Genomic DNA, 15,175 nt, shown 5'->3' with positions numbered 1-15,175 from the left:
GCCTGCTGACTACACCAACTAGAATGGCAGTTGGGGTAAAAAAATAACTGCCATCAACCATACTGATACTGACGTTTGAGATTTTGATTTATATTAACTTTTGCTCATGTGGTGTGACATAAACATAAAGTTGTGTGATAAGTCACTCAAGATGTAAACCATCAGCGCCGCGAGGAGATCGCGCCGTAACCCACACGCTCTTCTGGTGAGGACTCCGCTGCGTCTTGCGCCGCGCTCAAATCACGGTCGCGCACTTCCGGCATCAGGATCGCCGAGAGCAGCCCAATCACGGAATAGGCCACCAGCATGGCAACAATCGGCCACCAGGAGCCGGTCATATTGCAGAAGATCCCCGCCAGTACCGGACCAAAGCCCACAGCTACCAGACCGCCCGCCTCTTTCGAGATAGCCATACGGGTAAAGCGATTTCGCGAGCCAAACATCTCCGCCATAGTGATATTTTCCAGCGCGAACAGCCCCAGAACGGCGAAGTTATGGATAACGATGATAGAGAGCATGATCGTCCCCGGCGCATAGCTCTTATCGACAATGATCGACAGCATCGGGTAGGCGAGCAGAATGGCGGAGATATTGAGAATAATGTACGGCAGACGGCGCCCTACTTTATCGGAAAGCCAGCCCAGCAGCGGGATGGAGATAAACCCGAGAATGGAGCTGATCATCAGCGCATCGGTAGGGATGGCCTTATCGAACAGCAGCGTCTGGACCAGATACCCCGCGAGGAACGTCTGGATCAGACCCGAGTTGCCCGCCTGGCCGAAACGCAGGCCGGTCGCCAGCCAGAAGGATTTACTTTTCACCATTGAACCGAGCGATGTGTCCGGCTGCACGGTTTGTGCATCGTTCACTTTCTCAAAGACCGGGCTCTCCTTGAGGTTCATCCGCAGCCAGATGGCAAAGATCATCACCACGACGCTGGCGAGGAACGGCACGCGCCAGCCCCAGGCGAGCAGCTCTTCACGGTCAAGGGCAAAGAACATGATGGCCCAGATCGCCGTTGCGCTCAGCGTCCCGCAGTTAGTGCCCATCGCCACCAGCGAGGAGATGATGCCGCGCTTTCCTTTCGGCGCGTACTCCGCCAGCATGGTCCCGGCCCCGGAGATTTCAGCCCCGGCGCCCAGGCCCTGAATAATGCGCAGCGTCACCAGCAGAACCGGGGCAAAAATCCCGATCTGCGCATAGGTCGGCAGGACGCCAATCAGCGTGGTGCAGATCCCCATCATGGTGATGGTGATGAACAGCACCTTCTTACGGCCAATGCTGTCGCCCATTCTGCCAAAGATAAAGGCGCCGACAATGCGTGCGATATAGCCTGCGCCGTAGGTCCCCATCGCCAGGATCAGCGCCATCGCGGCAGACTGTTCGGGGAAGAAGATCTCATGGAAGACCAGGGCAGCCCCCAGCGAGTAAAGCTGAAAGTCCATAAACTCCAGAGCGGTGCCGAGCCAGCCGGAAACGGCGGCTTTCACCAGATCGGCAGTGGATCGTTGCGGTTGTGCTTGTGTCATGATGGCTATCTCTGAAAGGTAAGATGCGAACCACATAGAGCCTGTCTGCGCAGGCCCTTAATCGCGTAAATGATTATTGGCCGAACGTGAGCAAGACTTTGCAGCACTGCCGCTGATCTTTCTCAAACAGTTCGATGGCGTCTGTTACGTGGTGATAGTCAAAAGTATGGGTGATCAGTTTTTCCGGGTCGATCAGCCCCCTCTTCAGCCAGTCGATGACGACCGGGAATTTGTTGGCATTGAGGCGCGAGGAGAAGATCGCCAGCTCTTTGCCGGTAATGCCCTGCTGAACAATCTGGCTCGGCTCGCTGGAGAAGCCCATCAGCACGATGCGCGCCGCTGGCGAGGCCAGGGTTATCGCTTCCTGCAAAATAGATGGATGGCAGGCGGCATCAATGATTAACGTCGGTTTGATGCCTTTTTCCTCCAGCGCGTCCTGCAGCGACTGCTCGCCATTATTAAAGACCCAATCCGCGCCGCTGCGCCGGGCCATCTCAAGGCGCTCGTCTATGCGGTCAACCACGATAACCTGCTTCACCTTATAGACGCCTTTCAGCGCCTGCACGGTGACCAGCCCCATCGGGCCAGCGCCGTAAATCAGCGCGACGTCCTGTTCCGTCGGTTTCGCCTGCCCCGTTACGTTGGCGGCAATGGTAAAGGGCTCAACCATGACGGCGTGTCGGTCGGGAATGTCATCCGGGATAGGCCAGGCATTTTTAGCGGGCACTGCCGTATATTCGCTGAAGCCGCCGTCACGGTGAACCCCCAGCACCACCAGCGAGGTGCAGACGTTCGGTTTTCCGACGGAGCACGGATAGCAATGCCCGCAGCTGATCACCGGGTCAACCGAGACGCGCTGGCCCAGGCGGGCACTGTCTACGCCCTCGCCCACGGCGTCAATCACGCCAAAAAATTCGTGGCCGATGACGCGTGGATACTTCGCAAACGGATTATGGCCGCGATAGATGTGGCTGTCCGAACCGCAGATCCCCGCCAGCGTGATTTTGACGCGGACGTCACCTGCGCCTGGCTCCGGGCGTGGCCGCTCTTCAATCACCAGTTCGTTCGGCTGTTGAATCACTACGCTTTTCATCGTTCGCTCCTCGTTTACCAGTTCCACAGCGTGCCGTCTTCAAGACGGGCCACCGGCAGATAGGCCGGATCGTAGGGGTATTTCGCCGCCAGTTTTTCATCAAACTCGATGCCCAGCCCCGGCTTGTCGCCCGGGTGCATATAGCCGTTATCAAAGCGCCAGCTGTGCGGGAAAACCTCCAGCATCTGTTCGGAATAGCCCATATACTCCTGGACGCCAAAGTTTGGCACCCACAGGTCGAAATGCAGCGCGGCGGCGTGGCAGACAGGCGAGAGATCCGACGGGCCGTGCGAGCCGGTACGCACCTGATAAAGCGAGGCGAAGTCGGCGATGCGACGCATCCCGGTAATGCCGCCCGCGTGGGTAATGGTGGTGCGAATATAGTCGATAAGCTGCTCTTCGATGAGCTGCTTGCAGTCCCAGATGCTGTTAAACACTTCCCCCACCGCAATGGGCGTAACGGTATGCTGGCGGATCAGGCGGAAGCAGGCCTGGTTTTCCGCAGGCGTTGGATCCTCCATCCAGAACATGCGGAATGCTTCGATGCTCTTGCCGAAGCGCGCCGCTTCGATTGGCGTCAGGCGGTGGTGCATGTCGTGCAGGAGATGTTCATTAAAGCCGAATTTACTGCGCACCGCGTCGAACAGCTTCGGCGTGAAATCGAGGTATTTTTCGGTGGACCACAGCTGCTCTTCCGGCCAGTCACCTTTGGTCGCAGGCTCGTAGGCCAGCCCCTTCCCTTTGGCCATGCCGTAGGTGGTTTTCATGCCCGGCACGCCGCACTGCACGCGGATCGCCTTAAAGCCCATCTCTTTATGACGGGCGTAGTCTTCCAGCACGTCGTCAATGGTGTGCCCGGTGGTGTGGCAGTAAACCATCACCCCTTCCCGGGAGGCGCCGCCCAGCAGCTGGTAGAGCGGCATGTTGGCCGCCTTGGCTTTGATGTCCCACAGCGCCATGTCCACGGCGGAGATGGCCGACATGGTGACCGGTCCGCGACGCCAGTAGGCGCCCTTATAGAAAAACTGCCAGATGTCTTCGATGCGGTGCGCATCGCGGCCAATCAACTGGGGGCAAAGATGATCCTTCAGGTACGAGGCAACGGAGAGCTCGCGCCCGTTCAGCGTAGCGTCACCGAGGCCGACAATCCCCTCATCGGTGGTGATTTTAAGGGTGACAAAGTTCCGCCCCGGGCAGGTAACAAACACGTCAGCCGCGACAATCTTCATAATTCCTTTCCTTACATCGTTCGTTGTGATGCTGGAAATTTACCCATCAACCCTACTACCATACAAGTATAATGATCATAAAATCAGCTAACGATCACAAAACCCGGGGACTCAGGCGCGCCCCCATCCCGCCACAATAATCAGCATACCGCACAGGGCAATCAGCGCCCCGGCCCAGTCGTATGCGCTGAGCTTGATGCCGTCCACCACGCGTAACCACAGCAGCGCAGTACACACATAAACACCACCGTAAGCCGCGTAAACGCGCCCACTGGCCGCCGGATGCAGCGTTAACAGCCAGACAAACAGGGCCAGCGCGACGCTTGCCGGAATGAGCAACAATACGGTTCCTCCCTTCTTCAGCCAGAGCCAGGGCAGGAAGCAGCCGATGATTTCGCATAGCGCGGTGGCAAAAAAAAGCAGCGTCGTTTTAAGCATATTTCACGTCAGGTGAGGATCTATTTAACCATTATACCTGATGATGCCCTTTACTTTTCCATACTTGCTCCGCGGGTATGCCGTCATTTCGCTTTAGTGTAGAATCTGTACGGGGTAACTTGATTATCTGCACCCATTTAAAAGGAAACGCTATGACCACATTAAGCAAACGCCTTTGTCTGACAGCCCTGCTGGCGCTGTCATCGTTCGCCTTTGCCGCCTCTGCGACAGCGGAAACCAGCAAGCTCATTATTGAGTCTGGTGACAGCGCGCAAAGCCGCCAGAACGCCGCCATGGACAAAGAACAATGGAATGACACCCGTAACCTTCGTCAGAAGGTCAACAAACGTGCTGAAAAAGAGTGGGACAAAGAAGATGTCGCTTTTGACGCGCGCGATAAGTGTCAGCAAAGTGCAAACGTCAATGCCTACTGGGAGCCTAACACCCTGCGCTGCCTGGATCGCCGCACTGGCCGCACGGTAGCCCCGTAATGTCTGGATCCTGCGACGTTAAACTCCGTCCGCTGGAGCGTGAAGACCTGCGTTTCGTCCACCAGCTCGATAATAATGCCAGCGTGATGCGCTACTGGTTCGAAGAGCCTTACGAGGCGTTTGTCGAGCTGTCCGATCTCTACGATAAGCACATTCACGATCAGAGTGAACGTCGGTTTGTGGTGGAGTGTGAAGGCGAAAAAGCCGGTCTTGTTGAGCTGGTTGAAATCAACCACGTTCACCGTCGGGCGGAGTTCCAGATCATCATCTCCCCTGAACATCAGGGAAAAGGCCTTGCCTCACGGGCAGCGAAGCTGGCAATGGATTACGGATTCAACGTTCTGAATCTCTACAAGCTTTACCTGATTGTGGACAAAGAGAACGAGAAAGCGATCCATATCTACCGCAAGCTGGGCTTTATGGTGGAAGGCGAGCTGATTCACGAGTTCTTTATCAACGGTGAATACCGCAATACCATTCGCATGTGTATCTTCCAGCATCAGCACCTGGCCGGGCACAAGCCGTCAGGCGCCAGCCTGCTGAAACCAACCGCGCAGTAACCTGCGCGGCTTTACTCTCAGTAATATTCAATCGTGTTCTTGATGGTGTACTTGCGCTCAACGGCGGGTTTGACGCTGTCGTCGGTGATCGTCAGATCGCAGCTCACCGGGTTATTGTGGCGGTCGTAATCGCAGCTCTGCTTGACGTTACCCAGCGGCTTGTCATTCAACATGCTCACCGCCGAGTAATCCATTCTTTTGCGAACATCTTTAGACGGCGTCGACTGGACGGACAGGTGCTGATCCCCGGAGACGGTGGTTTTGCCCAGCGGGTAACCATCCGCATCGTAGCGATACTTCACTTCCATCTCTTTGCCGTGCGCCGCCACCACAAAACCGTTGTCGTCGGTATCCCACGTCACCCCGGCTGACGGCAGTTCGGCCAGCTGGCATTTCCCCTGCAGCTTCACTTTTCGCTGCTGGGTTTCTGCGTCAAGATAGTAATTGGCATCCAGCACCAGCGCCACGCCGGTGTTGGCCTCCAGGTCGTGCAGCTCCAGCGTATCGAAACACCCTTCTGTCGAGACGGTGCCGGTGACCCGTTTGGACACTTCGCCCTTCTCGTTGAACAGCGTCTGAGTAAAGTCTTTGACCGGGCCGCGCAGCGGATCAAAATCAAATTCGTTCGAAAAACTCGCCATCTCGGGCGTAAACGACAGCGGCGCGGAGCTGTTGTCGCACCCCACCAGTGTTGCTGTCAGTAGCGTTATCGCTGCGTATTTCTTCACATTTATTACCGTAAAGGGAGATTATTCCCAATCATATTAGCAAATACAGTTGTTTACACGAAGCCTGCTAAAATTAATCTCTACACAGAGAAAAGGAGCTACAGATGAAACGGTTACCCTGGATTACCGCCCTGCTGTTAATGAGTGCCTCAACGGCCGCGCTGGCGGCACCGGATTCCTGCGAGCGCGTGAAAAGCGACATTCAGCAGAAGATTATCAACAACGGCGTGCCTGAGTCAGGCTTTACGCTGAGCATTGTGCCTAACGACCAGGCCGATCAGGCGGGCACGCAGGTGGTGGGCCACTGCGCCAACGACACCTTTAAAATTTTATACACCCGCACCGGCAGTGGTGCGGCAGCTGAACCTCAGTAATTGAGCTTCAATCCCCTTTGATTTGATAAGGATTAATATTTAGTCCCCCCAAATCAGTAACACTCACCCCATCATTAGCCCGGATATCATTTCGGGGAAAATAATACGCAATTATAATGATGGGGTGAGCCATGTCCGATACTGAACATCACGGCGGAATTAGCCGTCGAACTCTCGTGAAATCTACGGCGATAGGTTCTCTGGCGCTTGCCGCTGGCGGGATCTCGCTTCCGTTTGGTTTAAAAAGCGCCGCCGCCGCGGTGAAGAACGCCGTCCAGCCGCCTGAAGATACCGTGGTGTGGGGCGCCTGCTCGGTCAACTGCGGCAGCCGCTGTGCGCTGCGTCTGCACGTGCGTGACAATGAAGTGTACTGGGTCGAAACGGACAACACCGGCGAGGATATTTACGGTAACCATCAGGTGCGAGCCTGCCTGCGCGGACGTTCAATTCGCCGTCGTATCAATCACCCTGACCGTCTGAACTACCCGATGAAGCGCGTGGGCAAACGCGGTGAAGGCAAGTTCGAGCGCATAACATGGGATGAGGCACTGAACGCCATCACCGCCAGCCTGAAAGACGTGGTGGCCAAATACGGTAACGAAGCGGTGTACATTAACTATTCCTCCGGCATTGTCGGCGGCAATATCACCCGCTCCTCCCCTTACGCTTCGCTGGTGGCGCGCCTGATGAACTGCTACGGCGGTTTTCTGAGCCACTACGGCACCTACAGCACGGCGCAAATCGCCTGCGCGATGCCCTATACCTACGGCAGCAACGACGGTAACAGCACGTCCGACATCGAAAACACCAAACTGGTGGTCATGTTCGGCAATAACCCGGCGGAAACGCGCATGAGCGGCGGCGGGATTACCTATTATCTGGAGCAGGCACGCGAGCGCTCCAACGCGCGCATGATTGTCATCGACCCGCGCTATACCGATACCGCAGCCGGACGCGAAGATGAATGGATCCCGATCCGTCCGGGTACCGATGCCGCGCTGGTGGCGGGCATTGCCTGGGTATTGATCGACGAAAACCTGGTGGACCAGCCGTTCCTGGATAAATACTGCGTCGGCTATGACGAAAAAACGCTGCCGGAAGGCGCGCCCGCTAACGGTCACTACAAGGCCTATATTCTCGGCCAGGGCGATGACCACACGGCGAAAACGCCAGAGTGGGCCTCACGCATCACCGGCATTCCGGCGGATCGCATCGTTAAGCTTGCCCGCGAAATCGGCTCCGCGAAGCCGGCCTACATCTGTCAGGGCTGGGGACCACAGCGCCAGGCAAACGGCGAGCTGACGTCCCGCGCCATCGCCATGCTGCCTATTCTGACTGGGAACGTGGGGATCAACGGCGGTAACAGCGGCGCGCGGGAGTCAACCTACACCATCACCATTGAACGTATGCCGCTGCCGGACAACCCGGTCAAAACGCAAATCTCCTGCTTCAGCTGGACGGACGCCATCGCCCGCGGGCCGGAGATGACCGCCCTGCGCGACGGCGTGCGGGGGAAAGATAAGCTGGACGTGCCGATTAAGTTCATCTGGAACTACGCGGGCAACACCATCATCAACCAGCACTCCGATATCAATAAAACCCACGAAATCCTGCAGGATGAAAGCAAGTGCGAGATGATTGTGGTCATCGATAACTTCATGACATCGTCAGCGAAGTACGCCGATATCGTGCTGCCGGACCTGATGACCGTCGAGCAGGAAGACATCATTCCGAACGATTATGCGGGCAATATGGGCTATCTGATTTTCCTCCAGCCCGTGACCGCGCCGAAGTTTGAACGCAAGCCGATCTACTGGATCATGAGCGAAGTGGCGAAACGCCTCGGACCGGATATTCATCAGAAATTTACCGAAGGACGCACGCAGGAACAGTGGCTGCAGTACCTGTATGCCAAAATGCTCGAAAAAGACCCTCAACTGCCGTCCTATGACGAGCTGAAAAAAATGGGTATTTACAAGCGTAAAGATCCAAACGGCCACTTCGTGGCCTATAAAAAATTCCGCGAGAACCCGGAAGCCAATCCGCTGAAAACACCATCGGGCAAGATTGAAATATACTCCAGTAAGCTGGCGGAGATTGCGGCCACCTGGGAGCTGGAAAAAGATGAAACCATCAGCCCGCTGCCCGTCTACGCATCAACCTTCGACGGCTGGGACGCGCCCGAGCGTGCGCAGTTTCCGCTGCAGCTGTTTGGCTTCCACTTTAAGGCCCGTACCCACTCGAGCTACGGTAACGTCGACGTGCTGAAAGCGGCCTGCCGTCAGGAGGTCTGGCTTAATCCCGTCGATGCCGAAAAGCGCGGCATCAAGAACGGCGATACGGTGCGCGTCTTTAATCGTCGCGGCGAGGTGAGAATTGAAGCAAAAGTGACGCCGCGCATCATGCCCGGCGTGAGCGCCATGGGCCAGGGCGCCTGGCACGACGCCAATATGAGTGGCGATCGTATCGACTACGGCTCATGCATCAACACCCTGACCACGCACCGCCCTTCACCACTGGCGAAAGGCAACCCGCAGCACACCAATCTGGTACAGATCGAGAAGGTGTAGCGGGTGAATGGCTTGACCGTAGTTTATTCTATGGTTTGTATGATCGTTTAACACCGTCGCGCGGACACCCTCCGCGCGAACAAGGAAGATGTAATGAAAGACGTCTCACATCGTGAATCGTTCGCGTTCAGCGCCCGGGTGCTGGGTGCGCTGTTTTATTTCGCACCAGACAGCGAGCAGGCCGCGCCGCTGGTGCAGGCCCTCACTGCGGGCGAATGGGTTCAGGACTGGCCCCTGCCTTCGGAAACGCTGCGACCCGTAGCCGACACCTTTGCCGCGTCTGCCGACGAACCGCTGACGGACGCCTGGCAACGACTGTTTATTGGCCCTTACGCCCTGCCCGCTCCACCGTGGGGCTCCGTCTGGCTGGAGCGCGAATCCGTGCTGTTTGGCGACTCGACCCTCGCGCTGCGCCAGTGGATGCGGGAGAACAATATCGCATTTGAAATGCAGCAGAATGAACCGGAAGATCACTTCGGGACATTACTGCTGCTGGCGGCATGGCTGGCCGAGAACGGCCGCGAGGCGGAGTGCGCTCAGCTTCTGGCGTGGCACCTGCTGCCGTGGAGCACCCGCTTCCTGACGGTGTTTGTCGACAACGCCGGGCATCCGTTTTATATCGCGCTGGGTAAGCTTGCGCAGCTGACGCTCGCGGACTGGCGATCCGGGCTGCTTATTCCGGTTGCGGAAAAGACGCTGTATCGCTAAGGGGTGTGGCTTGCTCGCGGTTGGCGGGCAAGCTACGGTCAAAAGAGGAGGCTTAAAAAATTTAACTCGAAACAGGAGGCATATTGAATTTAATAATATAAAATAGCTTTTCCTGGTAAGGTCAACACTTTCGTTTGATACATACAAAACAAAACCATGACTAAAAATTATTCCTTCGAAGATAAACGCAAGAAATTACTTGTTACAGCCGTGATATTCATCGTTTTAGGTGGATGGCTCTGGTATATGTCATGGGCATCTGGCATCTCCCATAATACTATATTAAAAAAATCCGTTCCTGAATGGATGACATATATTTCACTTGGCTTTTTGATTGGAACAATTTTTGTTATGCGCGCTTTTTATCTGCGCACTTTTAACAAAACATTAGAATATATTGCCAATGCTTTTTTTAGCGGCTTTTGCCTTGGTTTTGTATTGAGCTTAAATTGTTATGATATTTATGTCTATCTCTTCCCGGACAAAATAATTGGCTATGAATCTGAATATGAGGTTGTCTTTCCGGGGCCTTCGAGAGGTAAGTATGGCCATTGTGAAGCGGGTCTCTGGTTAAAAGATCAGAACACCAACAGATGGATACAGCTTTGTACAAACAAAGAATATCTGCACAGCCATCGTAAGCAGGGAATGACTGGGGTGTGGGTAACGGCTCGTGTGAATAATATTGGAAGTTACATTGTGAATTATGAGTTCATTTATTTGTAGGCACTACCCTATCTATTTTTGTTCCGGCGAAAATGAATGGTACTTAAGGTCCGCTCCTTGCTTATAACCGTCAGCCTGATACTTCGCATCAGAGATTGCGCATTCACAGCGGAGAAACCGGCTATGGGAGGGTCATCTCAAAATCGAATCAGGGTAAATTTCATTAATACCCCCACTTTTAGTGGTGGATACGTGACGGCTGTTCATCTATTCTGCTTTTTCAGCGAGCAAGCCGGAGTCATTTTTAGTGGATAATCCCATATTTCAGAAAACCATCATTATCTTTATTCTCATCCTGTGGGTAATAGACGAAGTCAGGAGAAAGAAAAAAAAGCGTTATGACTCCGCTATAGCAGAGGCTAATGCCAGAGAACGCTATGAATGGCGCTATCTCAGATGGGGTTGGCAGGCAATACGAGTGGCGGCGGCAGTGTATATCTTTGTTCAGCTGATTCAGTTTTTACTGAGATAGATGGCAGAAGAAAGTAAGACAGGCAAGGAACATCTCACTGTCCAGGCCAACAGTAGCTGAGCCTCGGTGGTAGAAATTGTGAGGGGTCCCTGCCTGCCAGTAGCATGCGTTACAAGCCTTTAACCAGTATTTGGTTATGTGTCACCGACTGATTCTCCCTCACTCGCACTCTCTTTACTTTGAATGAACCGAAGTGCCAGGTAGAGGTCTGGCGCCAGAATCATGTCATCATCATTCATTGTTGGCCGACTGTCTTTAAACCAGCGTGTTAATTCCGTTTTCCTGCCCGCGAGGATTAATTTAATCTGTCGACCTTTCAGGTCACGCTTTAACTCATTAATGGTTGCCAGGACACTGATGTCTGAATAGGTGAAGCAGGCAACGGCATCAATCACCACCCATTTAGGCTGTAAAGCGGCACCATCAACCAGGTTCAATACCCGGCGTTTAAAATAAGCCACATTAAAATAGGTCAACGGTGAGTTAAATCGATACATCAGTACGCCAGGAACCATTTTAATATCGGTGGTATTCCCTAACGAGTGAATCATTCCATCTTCGTCAGTGCCCAGCAGGTGCTCAGAGGGACGAAACACCGTACGAAGGAACTGTAACAGCCCAAGCAACACCGCAAGGCCGATCCCCTGGATAACGCCGATAATTAACACACAGCCAAAGGTGAAGAAAGCCAGGCGAAATGCCTGTTTATTTCTTCGCCTCAGGTTCCATAGACCTCGTAAATCAATCAATGACCACGATGCATACATTAGAACAATACCTAACGCAGATACCGGAATGTATTGTAATGGTTGAGTGAAAAATACCACGACGATACCGATGAGTAAGGCTGCGACCACGGAAACCAGCTGACTTTTCCCACCAACCGAATCATTAACCGCGGTCCGGGAATCGGCGCCACTGATAGCAAACCCCTGAGATAACCCAGACATAATGTTCGCAATACCCAGAGCCCGGAACTCGGCATCAGCATTAATTTCATAGCCATTTTTAGCGGCGAAACTGCGGGCGGTCAGCATCAGACTGACAAAACTCACCAGGGCCAGGTTCAGCGCCGGGATCACCAAATCACGCATCGGACCGGGCTGGAACGCCCCCCAGTGAACAACGGGTAAACCAGACTGGAAGCCATCCCCACCGATAGTGGCAATACCATACTGTTGCGCAGATGTCCCCCATACCAGTGCCGTTGTTATCACAATGGCAATTAAAGGTGCTGGCCACTGGCTGCGGTACGTTTTGATAACCATTAAAATAATTAACGTTATAAGCGATATCCCTATCGTTAATAAATGGCTGTCCGAAAGTCGGCCTGGCAAGGCCATTATTTTCTCAATAACCTGCGCTTCATCTAGCTTAATCCCAAAAACCTTGCCTAATTGACCGACAATAATCGTCACGGCTACGCCATTCAGCAAACCCGTAAGAATGGGATGAGAAAGCAGATCGGCAAGTGCGCCCAGGCGAAATTTACTGGCAAGCAGGCACCACCCGCCCATCATCAATGTCATGATGATCGTCAGTTGCCAGTGCAGTTCTGGATTACCTGCAGAGAGAGGAAACACGACGGCCGCAATCACCGCGCAGGTCGTGGCATCAGGGCCAACAATAAGCTGACGTGAAGAGCCAAACAGTGCGTAAGCTATCATCGGTAAAATGCAGGAATACAGCCCTACTATTGCCCCAACCCCCGCCAGCTCAGCATAAGCAATAGCAACGGGTAGCGCGACAGCCGCAACGGATAACCCGGCTTTAACATCATGTTTTAGCCAGCTTTTATCGTAGGCTAACAAATTTTGTAAACCTGGCATGTAGTTCAACAATAGCTTTCCGACCACGTTATTCTCCGGACATTAATATTACCCACGAGATGTTGGCACACTTTTATGTGAGGTTCTGGCTTTCAAATGCTCCGGACGGAGGCCCCGCAGCTCAGGTCCTGTAAATGCTTAACCATTTTATTATTCTGACTGGTGTTAAACATAGTTCAAAAACGAACGGTTAGTCGGAGGTGGAACCGGCAGCCAGGTCGCCGACGTTGTAACCCGTTATTGGTAGTTGAAAAGAGGCCAGGTATTACGGAAGAATATTTAAACATTACTGAAGCTTAAATGGATTGCGGGGTAAGAAGTGGGAATGTCTCAAGCAGTAAAGAAAATCGCTATGGTGGCTATACTGGTGAACCTGGCCGCGGGATGCGCGCCGCTACACCCTTCCGGTTGCCATAAGACCACGGCAACGGGTAATTGCGGTTCAGGACGCTGGGAAGATCGGGATGAATGGGGCGCGCAGGCGCGGGCAATCAGGGCGGCAATAAACGCCGAAATTGAAGAGCCACAAAACTGGAAAGGGAAAAAATGCAGGTTGCATATGGAATTTGCTCAGGATGGCACACCTTTAAGCATCTCAACCAGTAACGGCAATAGAGCCTATTGCGAAGCGATAAAATCAGCCGCCCATAAAGCCAAATTCCCGGCCTTCAGCAATCCAGAAGTTTATAGAGATTTTCAAAAATCCGGCTTCGACATGCGCGGCTAGCATCATGATTATGTTTTGAATGGCGCGCTTTGCTCAAATCCGCCATGCTGCTTCAGGCCAGGTTCTCTTTATATCATGAGCGGATTTTTTGGTAGCTTCAGTAGGACTGTATTTCAGCATAATGCACCAGTCTGTAAGCATATTGGTGAACCTGTCCCCTGGATAGAGTAACTGACAACATTTCCTGGGCTGACATGCGTGCCGCTGACATCAACTATGAGAGCGATTGCATACTTCCGCTCCTCGATCCAAACTGACCTACTATTTCTCCAATGTCAGGTTTGTGCCAGGAGCGGACATCGTTAGTTTTTAACCCGAAGCCGGCTCAGTTGTCTTTGTTCAGTTGAGCCACAAAGGGCTGATTGCGGAACTTGTTCTGCCAGGGCATACCGTACCCTACAAGCAGATCATCATTCTCCATTTCATAAGCGTAATAACAGTGTGCAGGAATGGTTACGCGTCCGGGCTTAACGAAAAGGACCGCAACCGATACTGACTGTGGTTTATATTTTTCAGTCAGATGCTCCACAAGCCGTTTCATTGTTCCACCGGACTCGATCGCGTCATCGATAACGATCACATGTCGGCCCTCAATGCCGATATTATTATGGAAAACAATCTCTGACGCGTTATTGCGCTCACCGGGCGTGTGTGGGCAGGAAATATAATCCATTTCAAGATCAAAACTCAGCTTTCTGGTTAAGTCAGCAGTAAAAAATATCCCGCCCGGTACGACGGTAATAATCACAGCATCGCTGAAATCAGAATTAAGCCTGTCAGCAACAAGATTGACACCCTCAGCGATTGTGGATTCATCGAGAATACTTTTTCCAGCATGTGAACGTTTCATTTTAGTTACACTCCCTTACTGAATATGTTTTAACACTCTGGCGGGAACCCCACCGGCTACAACCCTGTCCGGAATATCACAGGTCACGACACTCCCGGCAGCAATAACAACATCATTGCCGATCTTTACTCCCGGAAGAATGACTGATTTCCCTCCTATCCAGACGCGGTCGCCGATGGTGACCGGCTGGACATATTCGATCCCGGTGCTTCGGTGGCCGGGGTCAACGGGATGGCTAACGGTATATATATTCACCTGCGGCCCTAGCTGCACATCATTCCCGATGATAACGTCAGTGAGATCAAGGATGACGCAGTCAACGTTACAGTAGAAATTCTTCCCCGCCCGAATGTTATACCCTCTGCTGCAGTGGAAAGGCGTGGTGACAGATACTCCTTCCCCACATTCAGGCAGCAACTCTTTCATCAATTGCAGGCGGGGATCCGTATGAGCGGGATCGGTGTGGTTAAAACGATGAAGGAGCGATTTTGTCCGCAAAGAATCCGCTTTTATGGCGGGTTCAGCAGGGAAAAAGTAATCCCCGTCTTTAAGACGGACACGTTCCACCCCGGTGTCAGCGCAGGACGGTAATTTCTCGTTCATTAATTCTGTTTCCTTCGTATGCAGCGTGGAGCGTTTCCTGCTACCGGTTTCGTCCGGATGAATGCTATCTCATGAAGTTGCCGGCAAACTCACTTCTGAAAAATACGGCCAGATCTTGTCGTGCCTCTCACAAAGTATCATAATCGAGCATAGTGTAAAGATGAAAACTGCCAGATCGAGCACGATCGAGCTGTTTTATATAATCAGGCCCCTTCTGAATCAGAAGTACTGGGCATGAGATTGCTTGT

General features: G+C 53.2%; 16 protein-coding genes. 8 read left to right on the top strand and 8 right to left on the bottom strand.

Annotated elements, in window-relative coordinates; genetic code table 11:
* Positions 1 to 161: 161 nt before the first annotated feature.
* The 4 genes from AC0TN7_RS21845 to AC0TN7_RS21830 all read right to left on the bottom strand — a co-directional run bounded on the left by AC0TN7_RS21845 (position 162) and on the right by AC0TN7_RS21830 (position 4,289).
* Positions 162 to 1,529 (bottom strand): MFS transporter, encoded by a 1,368-nt coding sequence (locus AC0TN7_RS21845; protein WP_024909095.1) that lies wholly within the window; start codon positions 1,527 to 1,529, stop codon positions 162 to 164.
* Positions 1,530 to 1,602: 73 nt separating this feature from the next.
* The gene (locus AC0TN7_RS21840; protein ID WP_473702448.1) at positions 1,603 to 2,622 is read right to left on the bottom strand and encodes a Zn-dependent oxidoreductase; all 1,020 of its coding nucleotides are present in this window, start codon (positions 2,620 to 2,622) and stop codon (positions 1,603 to 1,605) included.
* 14 nt (positions 2,623 to 2,636) lie between these two features.
* Positions 2,637 to 3,851: a D-mannonate dehydratase ManD gene (gene manD / locus AC0TN7_RS21835; RefSeq protein WP_023292552.1), complete on the bottom strand. Its 1,215-nt coding sequence runs from the start codon at positions 3,849 to 3,851 to the stop codon at positions 2,637 to 2,639.
* Between the two features lie 111 nt (positions 3,852 to 3,962).
* Positions 3,963 to 4,289, bottom strand: a complete 327-nt coding sequence (locus AC0TN7_RS21830; protein ID WP_024909097.1) for a YnfA family protein — start codon at positions 4,287 to 4,289, stop codon at positions 3,963 to 3,965.
* A 152-nt stretch (positions 4,290 to 4,441) separates the two neighbouring features.
* On the opposite strand from AC0TN7_RS21830, the gene AC0TN7_RS21825 reads away from it, so the two are divergent.
* Positions 4,442 to 4,780 carry a DUF1283 family protein gene (locus AC0TN7_RS21825; RefSeq protein WP_023335541.1) on the top strand — a complete coding sequence of 113 codons (339 nt, stop codon included), beginning with the start codon at positions 4,442 to 4,444 and terminating at the stop codon, positions 4,778 to 4,780.
* Complete coding sequence (speG, locus tag AC0TN7_RS21820; RefSeq protein ID WP_024909098.1) at positions 4,780 to 5,340, top strand: spermidine N1-acetyltransferase; 561 nt, start codon at positions 4,780 to 4,782, stop codon at positions 5,338 to 5,340. Before AC0TN7_RS21825 ends, speG begins: the two co-directional genes overlap by 1 nt.
* 17 nt (positions 5,341 to 5,357) lie before the next feature.
* Here speG and AC0TN7_RS21815 read toward each other — a convergent pair whose 3' ends face one another.
* Positions 5,358 to 6,068 carry a YnfC family lipoprotein gene (locus AC0TN7_RS21815; RefSeq protein ID WP_473702447.1) on the bottom strand — a complete coding sequence of 237 codons (711 nt, stop codon included), beginning with the start codon at positions 6,066 to 6,068 and terminating at the stop codon, positions 5,358 to 5,360.
* A gap of 104 nt (positions 6,069 to 6,172) precedes the next feature.
* Between AC0TN7_RS21815 and AC0TN7_RS21810 the strand changes: the two genes are divergently transcribed.
* From AC0TN7_RS21810 to AC0TN7_RS21790, 5 genes are all read left to right on the top strand, one after another.
* Positions 6,173 to 6,442 carry a DUF1161 domain-containing protein gene (locus AC0TN7_RS21810; RefSeq protein ID WP_024909100.1) on the top strand — a complete coding sequence of 90 codons (270 nt, stop codon included), beginning with the start codon at positions 6,173 to 6,175 and terminating at the stop codon, positions 6,440 to 6,442.
* 131 nt (positions 6,443 to 6,573) lie between these two features.
* The gene (gene ynfE, locus AC0TN7_RS21805) at positions 6,574 to 9,012 is read left to right on the top strand and encodes a selenate/tellurate reductase subunit YnfE (RefSeq protein WP_473702446.1); all 2,439 of its coding nucleotides are present in this window, start codon (positions 6,574 to 6,576) and stop codon (positions 9,010 to 9,012) included.
* A gap of 93 nt (positions 9,013 to 9,105) precedes the next feature.
* Positions 9,106 to 9,720, top strand: a complete 615-nt coding sequence (gene dmsD / locus AC0TN7_RS21800) for a Tat proofreading chaperone DmsD (protein ID WP_473702445.1) — start codon at positions 9,106 to 9,108, stop codon at positions 9,718 to 9,720.
* Positions 9,721 to 9,876: 156 nt separating this feature from the next.
* Positions 9,877 to 10,446 carry a hypothetical protein gene (locus AC0TN7_RS21795; RefSeq protein ID WP_473702444.1) on the top strand — a complete coding sequence of 190 codons (570 nt, stop codon included), beginning with the start codon at positions 9,877 to 9,879 and terminating at the stop codon, positions 10,444 to 10,446.
* 247 nt (positions 10,447 to 10,693) lie between these two features.
* The gene (locus AC0TN7_RS21790; protein ID WP_024909104.1) at positions 10,694 to 10,918 is read left to right on the top strand and encodes a hypothetical protein; all 225 of its coding nucleotides are present in this window, start codon (positions 10,694 to 10,696) and stop codon (positions 10,916 to 10,918) included.
* 134 nt (positions 10,919 to 11,052) lie between these two features.
* Here AC0TN7_RS21790 and AC0TN7_RS21785 read toward each other — a convergent pair whose 3' ends face one another.
* The gene (locus tag AC0TN7_RS21785) at positions 11,053 to 12,774 is read right to left on the bottom strand and encodes a SulP family inorganic anion transporter (protein WP_024909105.1); all 1,722 of its coding nucleotides are present in this window, start codon (positions 12,772 to 12,774) and stop codon (positions 11,053 to 11,055) included.
* 298 nt (positions 12,775 to 13,072) lie between these two features.
* Between AC0TN7_RS21785 and AC0TN7_RS21780 the strand changes: the two genes are divergently transcribed.
* Positions 13,073 to 13,474, top strand: coding sequence for a cell envelope integrity TolA C-terminal domain-containing protein (locus tag AC0TN7_RS21780; RefSeq protein WP_473702443.1), 402 nt, complete (start codon positions 13,073 to 13,075; stop codon positions 13,472 to 13,474).
* 325 nt (positions 13,475 to 13,799) lie between these two features.
* On the opposite strand, the gene AC0TN7_RS21775 is transcribed toward AC0TN7_RS21780, so the two are convergent.
* Together AC0TN7_RS21775 and AC0TN7_RS21770 are read right to left on the bottom strand one after the other, a co-directional pair.
* Positions 13,800 to 14,324, bottom strand: coding sequence for a phosphoribosyltransferase (locus AC0TN7_RS21775; protein ID WP_463726642.1), 525 nt, complete (start codon positions 14,322 to 14,324; stop codon positions 13,800 to 13,802).
* A 15-nt stretch (positions 14,325 to 14,339) separates the two neighbouring features.
* The gene (locus tag AC0TN7_RS21770) at positions 14,340 to 14,927 is read right to left on the bottom strand and encodes a sugar O-acetyltransferase (RefSeq protein WP_473702442.1); all 588 of its coding nucleotides are present in this window, start codon (positions 14,925 to 14,927) and stop codon (positions 14,340 to 14,342) included.
* Between the last annotated feature and the right edge of the window lie 248 nt (positions 14,928 to 15,175).

Source organism: Enterobacter sp. PL_is511 (genome assembly GCF_055816065.1).
Note: the sequence above shows the minus strand (reverse complement) of the source record. Positions and strands in the feature narration are given on the sequence as shown.